Here is a 15,441-nt window from a genome sequence, read left to right on the forward strand (position 1 = left end):
GCGATGGCTGCACGCGACTATGGGCAGTACTCCGGTGTCTCCCGCGCCATGGAACTCGTGGGCGAGCGCTGGGCCCTGCTCATTGTTCGCGACCTGCTCGTTGGGCCGCGCCGCTATGGAGAACTCGCCGAGGGACTGCCCCGCATCCCGAGCAACATCCTGGCGGCGCGACTCAAGGAACTGCAGTCGGCCGGTGTGATCCGCCGGGCACCGCGCTCGCGCGTGATCGTCTACGAGCTGACGCCGTACGGCCGCGAGCTCGAGCCCGTTGTGCTGGCGTTCGGCGCCTGGGGCTTCAAGGCGATGGGTGAGCCGCGGGATGAGCAAGTCATCACTCCCGACTCGCTGACGATGGATCTGCGAACGACGTTCCGCGCCCAGGTGGCTGCGAATCTGCCCCCCACCGCCTACGCGGCGCAATTCGGTGGCGCCGAGCTGCTCATCAGGGTAAAGGGCAGAACCCTGGACGTGACCCGCGGGGACGGACCTGCAGACCTCGCCTTTGTGGCCGGTCCGGACATCCACCTGCTCATTCTGGGTGAGCTCGCACCGGCTCGTGCGATCACAACGGGGGTGATCAAGGTGCTACATGGACGTGCCGACCTGCTCGACCGTTTCGCGAGCACCTTCAATCTGGTCGCCTGATCACGAGCGCGACCGCGTCGTCCGGCGTAGCTTGGGGGGCAAACGGCGTCACCTTGACCTGAGGGAGCTGAAGATGAAACGACGACTTCGATGCCGGCTCGGGTTGAACAAATGGGTCATCTAGCAGGACTCGCCGGACGCGCCGAGGTACCACGGCTGCCGCTTCTGCGACAAGATCAGGGACGACAGACAGCCCATTGCCGACCTTGGCGGCGGCTTTTGAGTCTCCGGGTGTTGCACCGAGTGCTTCAAACTCCGAGACTCGAAACCATCGGTTCGGTCGAGCCTCACTGTGACGAAAGTCCCGCTTCACCCCGCGTAGCGTTGACCGGGCGGGATCGAGATGCCTGACGATGTGGGCACGACGCTCACCAGCCACGTCCGTCCGCGAGGAGACAACGCCATGACACCTGCGCCGAGGTCGCGCGTCCGCAGCACCCGCACCGGTCGGGCTCCGCTGAGCAGCCTTGGCATCCCGTTCGGGCTGTCCGGCCTGGCCGGCACCTGGACCATGGCCGCACACACCTCGCTCACGCCGAACATCATCGCCGAGGGAATGTGGATGCTCGCGGCAGCCGCCTGGATCGTCGTCGTCACGAACTACCTCCGGCGATCCGGTTATCACGGCGGCAGCATCGGCGAGGATCTCCGCGACCCCGTGCAGGGCCCTTTCGCGTCGCTCGCACCGACGTCGGCGTTGTTGGTCTGCACCCACTACGCGCAGTATTTCCCGCTCGCCGGCCGCATCGCCACGGGTGTATTCATGGTGATCGGCCTGCTCTTCGGCACCTGGTTTCTTGCTCAGTTCGCTCTCCGCGAGCGCAGCATCGACAGCATCCACGGCGGCTACCTGTTGCCCACAGTCGCCGCAGCGTTCATCATCGGGCAGGGGGCAGGCACGTTCGGCTGGACGTTGTTGGGCGAAGCGGCCATCGCTGTCGGTATCTTGTTTTGGCTGATGCTGGGCACGATCATCCTGGCGCGGATGGCGTTCCGCCCGGCGCCGCCCGACGCTCTCCTGCCGACCTTCGCGATCTGGTCCGCACCGCCGGCGGTCGCCGGAAACGCGTGGTTCGCGGTCAACGGCGGCCGCGTCGACCTGGTCGAGACGATGTTGCTCGGTGCCTTCGTCGTGCTGATCCTCGTGCAACTGATGATGCTGGGCACCTACTGGCGGCTGCCTTTCACCCTGGGGTTCTGGGCATTCACGTTCACCGCGGCCTCCAGCGGAACCTATACGGCACACTGGCTGGCGCTCTGGGGCGGTCCAGGCCACGCGGTGTGGGCGTGGCTCGCCACTGGGGTCGCCACGATGCTGATCGGGAGCATCGCCGTGCGATCCGTCGCCCTGCTGAGCGGTCGGACTGGTAAGCCGAGCTGGGCCGACCCGAAGCCGGGAGAGTCGGGCCCGTGTAGTCCGTGATGGTCGCACTCTGGATGTGATGTCTAGCGGCAGAGGGCGTGCGGGACGATCATGGGCCGATGGTGCTCTTCACTGATCGCGTGGAAGCTGGTCGTCGACTGGCCCTGCAGCTCGACTACCTGCGTGGGCAGGACATTGTGGTACTCGGCATTCCCCGCGGGGGAGTGCCGGTGGCGTACGAGGTCGCCGCGTCACTCGACGTCCCTCTCGACGTCATCGTCGTGCGCAAGCTCGGCGTGCCCTTCCAGCCCGAATTCGCGATGGGCGCCATCGGCGAGGGCGGGGAGCAACTCATCGACGAATCGACCGTGGCCTTGACCGGGGTGACCGACGCCGAGGTGAGCGCGGTCGAAGCTCGCGAGCGGGTGAACCTCGACGCGCGGGTCGAGCGACTTCGGCCGGGCCGCGACCGGATCCCACTCGATGGCAAAACCGTCGTGATCGTGGATGACGGGGTGGCTACGGGGGCGACAGCACGAGTGGCGTGCGACGTGGCCCGCAGGTTCGGCGCCGCGACCGTGATCCTCGCGGTGCCCGTGATCGCCGCCTCGACCCTGGCGGAGATGACCGGCGCTGACGACATCGTCTACCTGGCGGCGCCGGAGACCTTCTGGGCGGTCGGCCAGTTCTACACCGACTTCTCGGCCACTACCGACGACGAGGTCGCTCGGCTGCTCGACGAGGCGGCACGGCGGCTCACCGGGCCGTCGGGTGCTGGCGACTCGGACCTCGAGGCGGGGGTCGACGACGAGGTCGAGATCCCCGTCGACACCGTGCCCCTGAACGGGCATCTGCACCTGCCCGCGTCGCCGACCGGCGTGGTGCTCTTCGCCCACGGGAGCGGCAGCAGCCGGCACAGCCCCCGCAACCAGTACGTGGCCGATGTGCTGTTCGAGGCCGGGCTGGGCATCCTCCTGTTCGACCTGCTCACGCCGGAGGAGGAGCTGGACCGGGAGAACGTCTTCGACATCGAGCTGCTGGGCCGGCGATTGGTCGCCGTCACCGGCTGGCTGACCGACCGGTCCGACACCGCCGGATGCCGGATCGGCTACTTCGGTGCCAGCACCGGAGCCGCCGCAGCCCTGTGGGCGGCCGGCGATGCCGAGACGCATACTGCCGCTGTCGTGTCTCGCGGGGGCCGGCCCGACCTGGCCGGAACGAGACTACCGCTGGTGACCGCTCCCACCCTGCTCATCGTCGGCGGTGCCGATATCACCGTGCTGGAGGGCAACCGCGAGGCACAGAAACACCTGCGCTGCGAGAACCGGCTGGCCGTCATACCCGGCGCCACCCACCTGTTCGAGGAACCGGGCGCCCTGGGCGCCGCCGCCGAGTTGGCCGCCGACTGGTTCGCCCGCCACCTGGTGCCGCCGAACACCGCGGAGCCCGCCTAGGAACCAAGAAGTTTCCCGATCAGAAGCAAAAAAGCGCCATCCGAGGGCCCCATGCCGTATGGTCGCCCCTGGGGGAACAACAATGAAGCTTCGACTTGCCGTGAAAGATGTGTCCGGGGTGGTGGGTGAGGTCGTCGTGACGGCGGATGTCACCGCCACGGTGAGCGACATCGCCAGACACCTCTCCAGCCGAACGGTTCGTGGAACACCGGGGCTCTCGGCAGACATGGCCGGCGCCCAGCCCCCTGGGCTGGCCCCGGACCTCACCCTGCGAGCGGAATACCCTGGCCTCGTCACCGAAGTCCGCCGCCGCGCCCGTCTGGTGCGCTCCACCGGAGACGCCGGCCTGAAGACCGTAGAGTGGATCTTCCTCGTCGTCGGCATCCTCGTGATCGCCGGTATCGTCATCGCCGCGGTGACGGCGTTCGTACAGGCCCAGGTCGGCAAGCTGCCGGGCTAAGCCGCAGACCATGGCCAGACGACCGCGTTTCCGCACCACCCTCACGGCGCTTCGTCGTGAGGGGGCGTCAGAGCGCGGTTCACAGACGGTGGAAGCCCTCATCGTGCTGCCGATCCTGTTCGGCGTCTTCTTCGTCATTGTGCAGGGTGCGGTGTGGTTGCACGCCGGCAACATCGCCCAGGCCGCAGCGTCCAGCGCCTACAACGCGGCCCGGCTGTATGACGCCGTGGCGGCGGATGGCGTGGCCGCCGGCACTGCTTCTGCCCAGCAGACCGGCACTGTGCTCGACGGTGCCGTGGTGGTGGTGGTGGATAGAACGATCACCACCGTGACCGTCACCGTCAGCGGCAACGCACCCACGCTGGTTCCCGGCTGGGACACCCGAGTGGAACGCACAGTGTCCGGACCGGTAGAACGGTGGATCACACCATGAGGCTACGTCGATGGCTGCGCGGGCGGCTGCACGGCTCCGGCGAGCGCGGCTCGATGTCCGTCGAGCTGGTGCTGATCGCGCCGGCGCTGGTACTGGTCATCCTGCTGCTGGTGGCCGGCGCCCGGGTGGCCCTGGCCGGCAACGCCGTCGAATCCGCCGCTGTCGCCGCGGCCCGGGACGCGTCGCTGTCCCGCACGACCGCCGGCGCCCAGGCCAGCGCACAGCTGGCCGCGCAGACCTCGGTGGCGCAGTCCGGCCTCGCCTGCGCGGACCTCAGCGTGTTCGTTGACGACAGTGGGCTCAATGTTCCCCTGGGGGAGGTAGGCACCGTGAGCGCCATCACCACCACGGCGAGCTCGCCCGTGGACGCCTTCCGGGAACGACCATGACTTCTCGCCGACTCATCGCATCTGATGTACTTCCAGTCCTTCAAAGGAGCACCATGACCACGCTGATCACCCCGATGTCAATCAGTCAGAAGCGCACGTTTGGCCTTTTGGGCTCGTCCCTGGTGGCCGCAGTGATTCTGGCAGGTTGTTCGAGCCCGGCGCCACAGGCTGCGCCGACCCCTGAAGCCACCGCCGCGACAGCTACTCCACAGAGCTCGGCGGCTCCCGCGCCGACACCCACCTCAGCGGCTGCTCCCACGAGCGAGTCTGAGGCTGTGGTCGCGGCCGAGGCGACCCTCGCTCAGTTCGTCCAGATCATGAACGCTGTTATTGCGGAGAAGGGAGTTTCACCCGAGCGAATCAACGCGGTTGCAGTCCCTCCAGCAAATACCTCTGTCATCACCACGGCTCAAGCCATCGCCGATCAGGGCTACGTGGTCACCGGGGGAATCACCAGCACCGTAGAGGACTCGTATTCTGGGGGCCTGGAAGCGGATGGGACGACCGTCCCCTTCGGATCTGTGATGGTCACCACCTGCTACGACAGCTCCACCCGAACGGTCACCCTGCCCAGCGGGGAGGCTGCACCCCAGCCACCGAACCCGCGTGGTTTGTCGACAATAACTGTCGTATATAGCCCCGCCGCGGGTGCCTGGTTTGTGAGGTCGTTGGAGGACACAGGTGAAGCTTGCTAAACAACAGACGTCTGCTCCTCCTCACCTTGCTCAATGGAGCACTCGTTGCAGGAGCAGTTGCCGGCGCTCCCATCGCGGCCTTCGCCGAGACCGCACCCGGTCTTTACTGCAACGAGTTCGGGAGGAGATCACCGGAGCCGTCCTGGACGCCGCCGACGAGCTTGCCGCGCGGGCCCGGATCTCGGGCGTCGCCGACAGTGCTGTCCTCGCCGCGAGCGCGCGCGGGCTCGTCGAGCCTGTACCGTTGGTCGAGCCTGCGGCGTTAGTCGAGCCTGTCGAGACCCGGTGAGACAGGTCAAAAAACTGCATCGTCGCGCAAAATTTGTCAGAAAGGATGCGGAGAGCCCGAACGGGTGATCCCAACCAAGTCAGCATGAAAACCTTCTTCCACCACTTCTCGTGGTCGCTCATCGTGTCCTTGATAGCGCTCGTCATCGCGCTGGTTTACGGCGGCTGGGCTGCGGTTGCCCTCTGCGTGATCCTTGGGCTGATGGAGATCTCGCTGTCATTCGACAACGCGGTTGTCAATGCCAGGGTGCTGGAGAAAATGTCGGAATTCTGGCAGAAGATCTTCCTCACGATCGGCATCCTCATCGCCGTCGTGGGGATGCGCCTGATCATGCCGCTCATCCTGGTGTCCGCAACCACGGGTCTGTCTTTCGGCGAGGTCATCACCCTGGCCCTGCAGAAGGGTGACCCGGCCACCGTCGGCACCTACGGCCACTATCTGCACGATGCCCACCCGCAGATTGCGGCCTTCGGCGGAATGTTCCTGCTCATGCTGTTTCTGGACTTCATTTTCGAAGAGCGGGACATCACCTGGCTCAGCTGGTTGGAGAAGCCGCTCGCACGGGTTGGAAAGCTCGATTCCTTGTCCTACGTTGTCGCGCTCGCAGCCCTGCTGGGCGGAGCTGCCATTGCCGACGATGCCTCTGTGGTCCTTGTTGCCGGCGTGCTCGGCCTCATCACGTACGTTCTGGTGAACGGACTCGGGTCATTGTTCGAGGGCAGCGACGCGGCCGAGGCAGTGTCGAACACCACACGCGGCGGCGCGTCCACGCTTGCCGTGCTCACCGGCCGGGCAGCGTTCTTTTCTTTCCTCTACCTCGAAGTCCTCGACGCCTCTTTCTCGTTCGATGGCGTCATCGGCGCGTTCGCAATCACCGCGGACCCGATTATCATCCTGCTCGGTCTCGGTCTGATCGGCGCGATGTTCGTCCGATCGCTCACCATCTTCCTGGTGCGCCAGGGCACCCTCAACGACTACATCTACCTCGACCATGGCGCCCACTGGGCCATCGGTGCGCTCGCGGGCATCCTGCTTCTGAGTATCGGTTTTGAGATCCCGGAGATCGTCACGGGTCTCATCGGGGTGTTCCTGATCTGCGCAGCCTTCCTCTCGTCGGTTCTCGTGAACCGGCGCGAATCGGCCGAAACCCTGGTCAAGGCCCCTGAACTCGTCGACAGTCCCTAGCGTCGGTTCTCGCCGCGCCAGCGACCGTCGTGGAAGGCCAGGGCCGCCGGGCGCACCTCGACGACTCCGTAAAGTGCGGCAGGGCACTTCTCCGCCCATTCCAGCGCGGCGGCCCGGTTCGGCACGTCGATCACGAAGCAGCCGGACAGGGATTCGACGGCGTCGATGAATGGACCGTCGCGCACCTCCCTGCTGCCGCCGCGGAGCGTCACCGTGGTTGACTCCGCGGCGGGCCTGAAGATATCCGCTGCGACCAACGCGCCCGATTCCTGTAACGACGCCGCGTACGCGTCGAACAGCTCCCGAAACGGCGGCAGCTCCTCCTCGGAGATATCGCCCTCCCTGGTCTCAGCCTTGATGATGAGCAACGAGAAGCGCATGAGATCTCCTTCGATATGCGGTTACAGGTCGAGCGATTCGTGGGGTTCGAGCGGGAAGAAGGTGCCGCCGTTCTGTTCCGTGGCGGACTTGATGCGGGAGCCGGCGAGGTCCTTGCCGCTCCGCGACAAACCCATCTCGTGGGTCGGAAAGCTGCGCACCGGCTTGATCGCGAGAACGTAGTCGATGACCTCGCTGATCTTCAGCCACGGCGCCCCTGCCGGGACGGCCAGGGTCTTCACCGTGACTCCCTCGGGGATGGTGAACGCATCACCGGGGTAGAACAGCTCGTCGTTCACGAGCACCCCCACGTTGTCGATCACCGGGATGGACGAGTGGATCACGGCGTGCTTCTGGCCGAAGAACCGCAGCGTGAACGGGCCCGCCTCAACGGTGTCTCCCTCGGCGACCACTGTCACGGCGATGTCACCGGCCGCCGCGGCGACACCGGTCGGCCCGTAGATGGGAACGCCGGGGTTCATGGCCAACACCCGGTTCAACTGCTCGGGTGTCCAGTGGTCGGCGTGCTCGTGGGTGATCACGATCGCGGCCGCATTGGCGGTCTCGGTCAGCGCGGTGGTGAACGAGCCGGGATCGATGAACAGCTTCTGCCCTGAGGCTTCGAGGACGAGTGCGGCGTGTTCGAGTTTGGTCAACTTCATGTCTCGAGCTAATACCCAAACCAGACCGCGGGCAACGCGCGACACGCGCATCCTGCGAGCACCCGCACCCGCACCCGCACCCGCACCCGCACCCCGCACGACGCGCGGACGACGCGCTCGATTTGAACTCGGTAACCAGGCTGTGGCATACTCGTGAAGTTGCAAAAACGGCCCCATCGTTTAGCGGCCTAGGACACCGCCCTCTCACGGCGGTAACACCGGTTCGAATCCGGTTGGGGTCACCAACGCCCGGCCTCCTTCTCACGAAGGAGGCCGGGCATTTTTTGTTCAACGGTGGAACCCCGGCGCAGGGCTTCCTGAACAGCCCCGGCGTCACCGGGCCGCTGCAGCCCTTCTTCGTCGGAATCGCCAGCCCGCTGGTGGACTTCCTCTTCATGCTCGGCATGATCGCCGTGGGACTCGCCGTCATGCTCGGTGTGGGTCTGCGGGTCAGCGCCGTTGCCGGCAGCCTCATCATGGTCTTCATGTTCCTGGCCGAGTGGCCCTTCGCCGCCGGCGCGGCCTCGACCAACCCGCTGGTGGACTACCACATCATCTACGCGCTGGCTCTGATCGTCGTCGCCGTCTTCGCGGCCGGCGACACCTGGGGCTTCGGCAAGACCTGGAAGGCACTGCCGATCGTGAAGAAGTACACCTGGCTGATCTAGCCAGTCAACACGCAGAAGTACCTGGCCGGCCGCCCCTCGGGGTGGCCGGTTCTGTTCTGCCCGCAGCCGGCCGCAGGCTACTTGGCGGCGCCGCGCTGGTTGCCGCGGGTGATTCGGGCGACTTCGTCGTCAATGGCGTCTTCGGTGATGATGCCCCGGTTGGGTCCGAAGGCGTCGAGGCCGATGAAGAAGGCGGCGATGCCCATGCCGCCGATCGGCCAGATCGGCCAGAAATACCCGCCCGGATCCGTCAACAACCACACGGCGATGACGATGAGAGAAACCCCGAGCCAGACGCCGCAATAGTTCCAGAAGTCACGGCGCGCCTTGAGCCGCTTCGTCGCGAGTTTGCGGAGTTCTTCGTTGTTCATACCGCGAGGGTATCGCCGGTACGGTGCCGCGACCATCCCCCGACCGGCCGAGGTGGCCGGAGGGGAGTGCGACGCCCGTATTTCCCGGTCAGAGTGCGTCTGAACAAGCCCAGGGTATTGGTACGGTGGTACCTCGACTTCCCCCGAACAGGGCGGAAGCGCTCCGAATCGGAGCCGGACGGATTTTTTCGGAGTGCACATGGCAGTCAACGGCGAGAGTGCGATCACCCTCGGCGACTCGAGCGTGCACTTCAGCTTCAGTGCCGGCAGCGACGTCGGACGGGTGCGCAAGGTCAACGAGGACAGCTATCTGGCCCAGTCACCGGTGTTCTTTGTCGCCGACGGCATGGGTGGTCACGCGCACGGTGACGCCGCCAGCCAGACCGTCATCCGGGTCTTCGACGACCACATCGAACAGGGCGTGCCCTCGACCCCCGAGCGGATCCTCGACGCGATCCACTCGTCGAACGACGCGGTGCGCGACCTCAGCGCTGCTGACGACTTCGGTACCGCAGTGTCCGGCACGACCCTCACCGGCGTCGCGTTCGTCGATGCCGGCGACGACGTCGGCTTTCACTGGATGGCGTTCAATATCGGTGACTCCCGTATCTACACCTGGGATGGTCGTACCCTCGAGCAGCTCAGCGTCGACCACTCCGCGGTTCAGGAGATGGTGGACGCAGGCTTGATCAAGGCGATGGATGCCGAGAGACACCCGGACCGCAACGTCATCACCCGCGCCATCGGGGCCGACGAATTCGTCGACGCGGATGTCTGGCTGTTGCCCGCGACCGGACGCCACACCTTCCTGCTCTGCTCCGACGGTCTCACCAAGGAACTGTCGGTCGTCGAGATCGCGGAGCTGCTGGCCTCGCACGCCGTTCCCGAGGACCTCGGATCACTGGCCGACGTGCTCGTCGCCGCTGCGCTGGCCAAGGGCGGCCGGGACAACGTCACCGTCGTCATCGTCGAGTCGACATGGGGTGATCCCGGCCCGGACAACGATGTGACCCGCGAAAGCCCGGCGGGGTTGCACCAGAATCTTGAAGATACGCGGCCACGCAACACGAATCCGGACTGAAGAACGGCAATGGGGGGATCTGTGCTTTCGTACGACGACGACAACCGGGGCGGATGGCTGGCGGCAGCGACGGGGGACCGTCTGGTGCTCCTGCCCGCCGCCGATTCCGCCGCCGGCGCCCGCGTCTGGGCGAGCCTGGTCGGTGCCGGGTCGAGCGAGCAGGGTGCCCGCGCCGTGCTCGACGAACTCACCGCCGGTGGCCTGTCCAAGACCCCGCCGTTCGCTCTTCTCACCTGGGATGACTCCGTGCCGGCGACGGTACGGGTCTTCGTGCGAGGAGAAGTCGAGGTCGTTCTGACCACGGCCGACGGTGACCTGTCGATCGGCGGCCTGGGCATCTCAACCTGGGTGGAGCGCTCCGTAGCGGACGTCACCGCTCTCTCGGTGACCGCTGTGCCCGTTGTTGCGGATGCCGACCCGATCGGCACGGATGACCTCGCCGCCCTGCCACTCGGGGCCGGCCTTCCCCTCCGGGCGGGCATGGTGCGCACCCGTCGCCTGCGCCTGGCCGTCGACGGCGCCAGTGCGGCGTCGCCGACTCGGGCCGAGCCGACTCGAGTCGAGCCCGTTCGAGTGCAACCGACCGCGCAGATCGTGCCGCCGCCGGCAGCGCCGAAGACCGCACCTGCACCGCTGCCGCCGGCCCGCCCGATCGCCGAACCGGCCAGCGAGCAGACCATCTCCGACATCCCGGCGGCGGAGCCTGCCAACGCACCGCCCGCCGAGCCCGCCCCAGAGCCCGACGCCGACCCCGCCGGCGGCTACGACCATTTGTTCGGTGCGACCGTGATGCGCGGTGTCGAGCAGGCGGCCGTGCGGCCTGAAGCCGAGGCCGAGGCCGATGACGACGAGCCCGTCGCGCCGGCAGTTGTCGCGCCCTCCGACACCGACCCGGACGACACCGACCCGGACGACGACGACCCGGACGACGACGAGCTCGACGGCGACGAGCTCGACGGCGACCTGCCAGGCGACCACGACGGCCACACCGTGATGAGCGGTGACATCCAGAGGATGCGCGCTTCGCGTCGCCGTATCGCCGCCGAACCAGCCGCCGTCGCTCCTCGGCTCTACCTGCTGCTGCCCAGCGGGGTGCGGGAACCGCTCAGCCAGCCGATCCGGGTGGGTCGGGCGCCGAGCGTCAGCAAGATCTCCGGTGGCCTCGTGCCCAAACTGGTGAGCCTGGGCGGTGCCGACCAGGATGTGTCGCGCAACCACGTGCACTTCACCGTCGAGGGCGACACCGTCGTCGTCACCGACCTGCATTCCCGCAACGGCACCCTGGTCGTGCTGCCGGGCAAGCCGGCCCAGAAGTTGCGCCAGGGCGAACCCACCGCGGTCATCGTGGGCACCGTCATCGACCTCGGTAGCGGCATCACCCTCACGGTCGGCCAGGAGTGATGCGCCGCGCACCTTCCGTCGCCCCGGAACTGCCCGGCTACGAATATGTCTCCGTCCTCGGCTCCGGCGGCTTCTCCGACGTGTTCCTCTACCAGCAGCGCCTGCCCCGGCGCCGGGTCGCAGTGAAGGTCCTGCTCACCGAACAGCTGAACCCCTCCACCCAGGCGCAGTTCGTCGACGAAGCCAACCTGATGGCGCAACTGTCGACCCATCCGTACATCGTCACGATTTACCACGCCGATGTCGCGGGCGATGGCCGGCCGTACTTCGTGATGGAGCATTGCTCGGGCCCGAGCTTGGCCGAACGTTACAAGCGCCAGAAATTCGGGGTCGAGGACGCCCTGCGCACCGGAGTGCGCCTGGCCGGCGCGATCGCGACCGCCCATTCGGCCGGCATCCTGCACCGCGACATCAAACCGGCCAACGTTCTCACCAACGACTTCGGCTGGCCCGCCCTCACCGACTTCGGCATCTCGTCGAGCCTCGACGAGGAACTGCCCGTGCAAACCAGCACCGGTAACCACCGCCCGGCCGGGTCGGAGTCCACCGGCGCCGGAGAAAGCCAGTCGGTCGGCATGAGTGTGCCCTGGTCGCCGCCGGAGATGTTCGAGGACGACCCGCGGCCCGACGTGCGCAGCGACGTCTTCTCGCTGGCCGCCACCATCCACACCCTCCTGGCCGGACAGACGCCGTTCGAGATCCACGGGCGGTCCAACGGCACCCTCGATCTGATCGGTCGCATCGAACGCGGTGCCATCACCCCCATCGGCCGTGACGATGTGCCGCGCTCGCTCGTGGCCGTACTGGCCAAGGCCATGGCCACCCGGCGCGACGACAGGTTCGCCACCGCCGTGGACTTCGCTCGCGCCCTCCAGCGGGTGGAGCTCGAACTCGGTTACGCGCCAACGGGTATCGACATCCCCACCATCGCGGGCACCGAGCACGGCAAACCGGATGCGCCGGCCGGCGACGACGAGACCCGGGCGCGTTCCGTGGTGTCAATCGCCGCGCAGGCCCCGGCTCCGGCCCGGGCCGCCCCGGCGACGCCCGCAGCGCCGCACGCCGAACCGGATCAGGCGGACGCGACACGCGTGCGCGGCGCCCGGGTGATCGAACCGGGCAGCGCCCCATCCGGCAGCGCTCCCGCCAGGAGCGCCGACGCCGGCACGCCCGCCCCCGGCACCCCCAGCCCGGCCAAGGAAGCCACCGTCGTACGCCCCCGCGACTCGGTACGAGCACAGGAACCCGCCTCAGCGCCCGCCGCCGCCGACGATGCCCCGATAGAGAACGCATCCGGCCGTCGCCGCCTGGTGATGATCGGGTCCATGGCCGCGGCCGTGCTCCTGATCGGCGCCGTGGTCGCCGCGGTCACCCTCACCGGCATCGACAACTCCGCCCTCACCCCCAGCGCCTCTCCGGTACCGGCCAAACCGGACAGCGTGAATTCGGCCGCCGGAGTGCCGGCGCCGGTCCTCGAGGGCACCGCGACCTCCGAAGACGGCAGTCAGGTCACCTTCACGGTCAGCAACCCGTCCCCGTTGGACGGCGACGTTTACAGGTGGGCTCGCGCCGAAACCCCCAACCAGCCCAAGCTCAGCACTGTCGCCGACATCACCGTTGACGGCGTCGTGCCCGGCAGCACGGTCTGCGTGGACATCTACCTGCAACGCACCGACGGCAAGATTTCGGAGGCCAACCGTGCCTGCAACCGCTGAAATCACGCCGGTGCAGCCGCTGCGGATTGAATTCTGCGGCGAGTGGTACGGGGTGGAGCCCGGAGCGGACTTCTCGATCGGGCGCGAGTCCGACCTCACCATCGACGACAATCCGTATCTGCACCGCACCTTCCTGCGGCTCTACGAGGACTACGGAATGTGGTGGATCGCGAACGTGGGCAACCTCTTGTCTGCGACGGTGTCGGACACCACCGGCACGGTGCAGGCCTGGCTGGCGCCCGGTGCCAAACTGCCCATCGTCTTCCAGACCATGCACGTGATGTTCAGCGCCGGCTCGTCCACCTACGACTTCACCATCCACGCCGAGTCCGACTTCTACAACACCTCGCTGTCGGCCTCGCACGAGGGCGGTACCACCACCATCCTGCCCGTGACCCTCACGACGAGTCAGCGCCTGCTGATCGTGGCCCTGTCCGAGAGCATCCTCACCCAGGCTGTGCCCGGGCGGGGCGCCATTCCCAGCTCGGCGGAGGCCGCGGCACGGCTGGGCTGGAGTATGACCACGTTCAACCGCAAGCTCGACAATGTCTGCAGCAAACTCGACAAGCTCGGCGTCGCCGGGCTTCGCGGCGGTACCGGCCATCTGGCCACCAATCGGCGGGCTCGACTGGTGGAGTACGCCGTCGCCACCCGGCTGGTGAGTCTGGACGATGTTGTCCTGCTCGACCGGGCGGCCGAGGGGGAGTGACCGGTGGGGACCCTGAGTTCGTGGTTGCGCGGCCGCAAGATGTCGGCTTCGGTAGTGGCCCTGTCGGTGATGGCCGGCGTGCCGCTGTCGTTCGCGGTGCTGCACGAGGGTTTCCCGGTGACGGATGTCGACCTCTCGGCCCGTGATGTGTGGGTCACCAACGGCAAGCAGCTGCTGGCCGGCCGGTTGAACCGGCAGATCGAAGAGCTCAACGCCTCGGTCAACGCCGCGTCCAGCGCCTTCGACGTGTTGCAGAACGGCGATGACGTCTTCCTCATCGATAGCAGTGTGGGCTCGATCGAACGTATCGACCCCGCCTTCACCACCCTTGGCGAACGTGTCGACGTGACGCCCGGCTCCGAGGTGCTCCACGGCGGCGACTCGATCGCCGTGATGGCCCCCTCCGGTGACGTGTGGGTACTCAACGCCGCCGGCGAACTGAGCTTCGACCCCAAAACCACCGACCCGGTGATGGAGCTCGGCGCGGGCGGTCACATCGCCGTTTCGCAGGACGGCGTGGTCTTCGGAGCATCATCGACCGAAAAGAGCCTTTTCAGCTACGACCCGTCCTCCGAAGACACGGCCCAACCGGTAGCGAGTGGCCTGCCGAAGCTGGGCGAGTTCCAGATTGCGGCAGTGGGGGACACCGCCGTTCTGCTGGACACGGAGAACCATCGGCTCGTTGTCGACGGTGAGAGCATTGAGGTTCCCCAGACTGCTCTGAAGTTGCAGCAGACCGGGGCCGAGAACGACGTGGTACTGGTGGCGACCACGAAGGCGCTGCTGAGGGTGCCTCTGAACGGCGGCGACATCGTCACGGTCGACGCGAAGCTGGATGCCGCGGTGACCGATCCGAAATCGGTGTCGGCGCCGGTGTGGTTGAACGGGTGCGCGCACGCGGCCTGGTCGGGTGCCCAGCGTTACCTCGCCGACTGCGACGGCTCCGAGGTAATGCGGGAGACGATCCAGCAGCCCACCCAGGGGTCGGTGCTTGAATTCAGGGTCAACCGTGATGTGATCGCGTTGAACAACCTCTCCAATGGCAACGTGTGGCTGGTGGATTCGAACATGCGCCTGGTCGAGAACTGGGAAGAGGTCACCCCGCCCGAGGAATCGGACGCTGAGGACGGCACCGAAAAAGCCGCCCAACAGTCCTTCGAAGACACCATCGCTGAGCGCACCGATGTGAACCGAGCCCCGTTGGCGCGCGACGATGCATACGGGGTGCGGCCGGGCAAGACCACGGTGTTGCCGGTGTTGGAGAACGACACCGACCCCGACGGTGACGTGCTCACGGTCACCAACATCAGCGGGTTCTCCCCGTCGCAGGGCAGCCTGGATTACATCGACGGTGGCCGGGCCGTGCAGTTCACTCCCGCCGAGGATGCGGCCGGCACGGTGTCGTTCCGGTACACGGTGGCCGATGGTCGCGGCGCCGTCGCCGAGGCGCAGGTGAACGTGACCATGCGTCCGTTGGGGGAGAACCTGGCCCCGGTGTCGAACCGGGCCGGCGCCATCAGCGTGGAGCAGGGCCAGCTGGTCA

17 protein-coding genes and 1 tRNA gene are annotated in these 15,441 nt (G+C 67.0%); 15 read left to right on the top strand and 3 right to left on the bottom strand.

Going from position 1 to position 15,441, the window contains the following annotated elements; all coding sequences use genetic code 11:
• Nucleotides 1-3 precede the first annotated feature (3 nt).
• The 8 genes from E3T22_RS01210 to E3T22_RS01245 all read left to right on the top strand — a co-directional run bounded on the left by E3T22_RS01210 (nucleotide 4) and on the right by E3T22_RS01245 (nucleotide 6,913).
• Entirely contained in the window at nucleotides 4-645 is a 642-nt protein-coding gene (locus tag E3T22_RS01210) for a helix-turn-helix domain-containing protein (RefSeq protein ID WP_134479805.1), read from the top strand.
• Between the two features lie 403 nt (nucleotides 646-1,048).
• Entirely contained in the window at nucleotides 1,049-2,068 is a 1,020-nt protein-coding gene (locus E3T22_RS01215) for a C4-dicarboxylate transporter (RefSeq protein WP_166788811.1), read from the top strand.
• A gap of 80 nt (nucleotides 2,069-2,148) precedes the next feature.
• Nucleotides 2,149-3,462 (top strand): phosphoribosyltransferase family protein, encoded by a 1,314-nt coding sequence (locus E3T22_RS01220; protein WP_370291305.1) that lies wholly within the window; start codon nucleotides 2,149-2,151, stop codon nucleotides 3,460-3,462.
• A gap of 82 nt (nucleotides 3,463-3,544) precedes the next feature.
• Nucleotides 3,545-3,922, top strand: coding sequence for a hypothetical protein (locus E3T22_RS01225; RefSeq protein ID WP_134479808.1), 378 nt, complete (start codon nucleotides 3,545-3,547; stop codon nucleotides 3,920-3,922).
• A gap of 10 nt (nucleotides 3,923-3,932) precedes the next feature.
• Nucleotides 3,933-4,355, top strand: coding sequence for a TadE/TadG family type IV pilus assembly protein (locus tag E3T22_RS01230; RefSeq protein WP_088456527.1), 423 nt, complete (start codon nucleotides 3,933-3,935; stop codon nucleotides 4,353-4,355).
• Nucleotides 4,352-4,744: a TadE/TadG family type IV pilus assembly protein gene (locus E3T22_RS01235; protein WP_134479810.1), complete on the top strand. Its 393-nt coding sequence runs from the start codon at nucleotides 4,352-4,354 to the stop codon at nucleotides 4,742-4,744. The genes E3T22_RS01230 and E3T22_RS01235 overlap by 4 nt, the downstream gene beginning before the upstream one ends.
• A 53-nt stretch (nucleotides 4,745-4,797) precedes the next feature.
• A complete protein-coding gene (locus tag E3T22_RS01240) occupies nucleotides 4,798-5,439 on the top strand; it encodes a hypothetical protein (RefSeq protein ID WP_134479812.1) in 642 nt (213 codons plus the stop codon).
• Nucleotides 5,440-5,812: 373 nt separating this feature from the next.
• Entirely contained in the window at nucleotides 5,813-6,913 is a 1,101-nt protein-coding gene (locus E3T22_RS01245; RefSeq protein ID WP_134479814.1) for a DUF475 domain-containing protein, read from the top strand.
• On the opposite strand, the gene E3T22_RS01250 is transcribed toward E3T22_RS01245, so the two are convergent.
• Together E3T22_RS01250 and E3T22_RS01255 are read right to left on the bottom strand one after the other, a co-directional pair.
• Nucleotides 6,910-7,293, bottom strand: coding sequence for a YciI family protein (locus E3T22_RS01250; protein ID WP_088456523.1), 384 nt, complete (start codon nucleotides 7,291-7,293; stop codon nucleotides 6,910-6,912). The two genes, E3T22_RS01245 and E3T22_RS01250, sit on opposite strands and share 4 nt — an antisense overlap.
• A 21-nt stretch (nucleotides 7,294-7,314) precedes the next feature.
• Nucleotides 7,315-7,953 (bottom strand): MBL fold metallo-hydrolase, encoded by a 639-nt coding sequence (locus E3T22_RS01255; RefSeq protein ID WP_088456522.1) that lies wholly within the window; start codon nucleotides 7,951-7,953, stop codon nucleotides 7,315-7,317.
• Between the two features lie 169 nt (nucleotides 7,954-8,122).
• Between E3T22_RS01255 and E3T22_RS01260 the strand changes: the two genes are divergently transcribed.
• Together E3T22_RS01260 and E3T22_RS01265 are read left to right on the top strand one after the other, a co-directional pair.
• Nucleotides 8,123-8,198, top strand: a tRNA-Glu gene (locus E3T22_RS01260).
• A gap of 39 nt (nucleotides 8,199-8,237) precedes the next feature.
• The gene (locus E3T22_RS01265; RefSeq protein WP_174776215.1) at nucleotides 8,238-8,621 is read left to right on the top strand and encodes a hypothetical protein; all 384 of its coding nucleotides are present in this window, start codon (nucleotides 8,238-8,240) and stop codon (nucleotides 8,619-8,621) included.
• Between the two features lie 77 nt (nucleotides 8,622-8,698).
• Here the strand turns inward: E3T22_RS01265 and E3T22_RS18940 are convergent, their stop codons facing one another.
• Nucleotides 8,699-8,992 (bottom strand): 2TM domain-containing protein, encoded by a 294-nt coding sequence (locus E3T22_RS18940; protein ID WP_165787985.1) that lies wholly within the window; start codon nucleotides 8,990-8,992, stop codon nucleotides 8,699-8,701.
• Nucleotides 8,993-9,191: 199 nt separating this feature from the next.
• On the opposite strand from E3T22_RS18940, the gene E3T22_RS01275 reads away from it, so the two are divergent.
• The 5 genes from E3T22_RS01275 to E3T22_RS01295 all read left to right on the top strand — a co-directional run.
• On the top strand, nucleotides 9,192-10,073 hold the full coding sequence (locus tag E3T22_RS01275) for a PP2C family serine/threonine-protein phosphatase (protein WP_103460412.1): 882 nt from the start codon (nucleotides 9,192-9,194) through the stop codon (nucleotides 10,071-10,073).
• 21 nt (nucleotides 10,074-10,094) lie between these two features.
• A complete protein-coding gene (locus E3T22_RS01280) occupies nucleotides 10,095-11,474 on the top strand; it encodes an FHA domain-containing protein (protein WP_134479818.1) in 1,380 nt (459 codons plus the stop codon).
• Complete coding sequence (locus E3T22_RS01285) at nucleotides 11,474-13,189, top strand: serine/threonine-protein kinase (protein ID WP_134479820.1); 1,716 nt, start codon at nucleotides 11,474-11,476, stop codon at nucleotides 13,187-13,189. The genes E3T22_RS01280 and E3T22_RS01285 overlap by 1 nt, the downstream gene beginning before the upstream one ends.
• Nucleotides 13,173-13,898: a hypothetical protein gene (locus tag E3T22_RS01290; protein ID WP_240632198.1), complete on the top strand. Its 726-nt coding sequence runs from the start codon at nucleotides 13,173-13,175 to the stop codon at nucleotides 13,896-13,898. Before E3T22_RS01285 ends, E3T22_RS01290 begins: the two co-directional genes overlap by 17 nt.
• Before the next feature lie 3 nt (nucleotides 13,899-13,901).
• On the top strand, nucleotides 13,902-15,441 hold a 1,540-nt coding region (locus E3T22_RS01295), incomplete at its 3' end, for a cadherin-like domain-containing protein (RefSeq protein ID WP_166789244.1).

It is taken from the genome of Cryobacterium sp. TMB3-10, assembly GCF_004402305.1.
GTDB lineage: Bacteria > Actinomycetota > Actinomycetes > Actinomycetales > Microbacteriaceae > Cryobacterium > Cryobacterium zongtaii.

What these genes read in the sequence shown, in the direction of transcription:
- E3T22_RS01230 (WP_088456527.1), top strand. Translation starts at nt 3,933, where the DNA reads ATGGCCAGACGACCGCGTTTCCGCACCACCCTCACGGCGCTTCGTCGT.
- E3T22_RS18940 (WP_165787985.1), bottom strand. Translation starts at nt 8,992, where the DNA reads ATGAACAACGAAGAACTCCGCAAACTCGCGACGAAGCGGCTCAAGGCG.
- E3T22_RS01240 (WP_134479812.1), top strand. Translation starts at nt 4,798, where the DNA reads ATGACCACGCTGATCACCCCGATGTCAATCAGTCAGAAGCGCACGTTT.
- E3T22_RS01225 (WP_134479808.1), top strand. Translation starts at nt 3,545, where the DNA reads ATGAAGCTTCGACTTGCCGTGAAAGATGTGTCCGGGGTGGTGGGTGAG.
- E3T22_RS01245 (WP_134479814.1), top strand. Translation starts at nt 5,813, where the DNA reads ATGAAAACCTTCTTCCACCACTTCTCGTGGTCGCTCATCGTGTCCTTG.
- E3T22_RS01215 (WP_166788811.1), top strand. Translation starts at nt 1,049, where the DNA reads ATGACACCTGCGCCGAGGTCGCGCGTCCGCAGCACCCGCACCGGTCGG.
- E3T22_RS01250 (WP_088456523.1), bottom strand. Translation starts at nt 7,293, where the DNA reads ATGCGCTTCTCGTTGCTCATCATCAAGGCTGAGACCAGGGAGGGCGAT.
- E3T22_RS01285 (WP_134479820.1), top strand. Translation starts at nt 11,474, where the DNA reads ATGCGCCGCGCACCTTCCGTCGCCCCGGAACTGCCCGGCTACGAATAT.
- E3T22_RS01255 (WP_088456522.1), bottom strand. Translation starts at nt 7,953, where the DNA reads ATGAAGTTGACCAAACTCGAACACGCCGCACTCGTCCTCGAAGCCTCA.
- E3T22_RS01275 (WP_103460412.1), top strand. Translation starts at nt 9,192, where the DNA reads ATGGCAGTCAACGGCGAGAGTGCGATCACCCTCGGCGACTCGAGCGTG.
- E3T22_RS01210 (WP_134479805.1), top strand. Translation starts at nt 4, where the DNA reads ATGGCTGCACGCGACTATGGGCAGTACTCCGGTGTCTCCCGCGCCATG.
- E3T22_RS01235 (WP_134479810.1), top strand. Translation starts at nt 4,352, where the DNA reads ATGAGGCTACGTCGATGGCTGCGCGGGCGGCTGCACGGCTCCGGCGAG.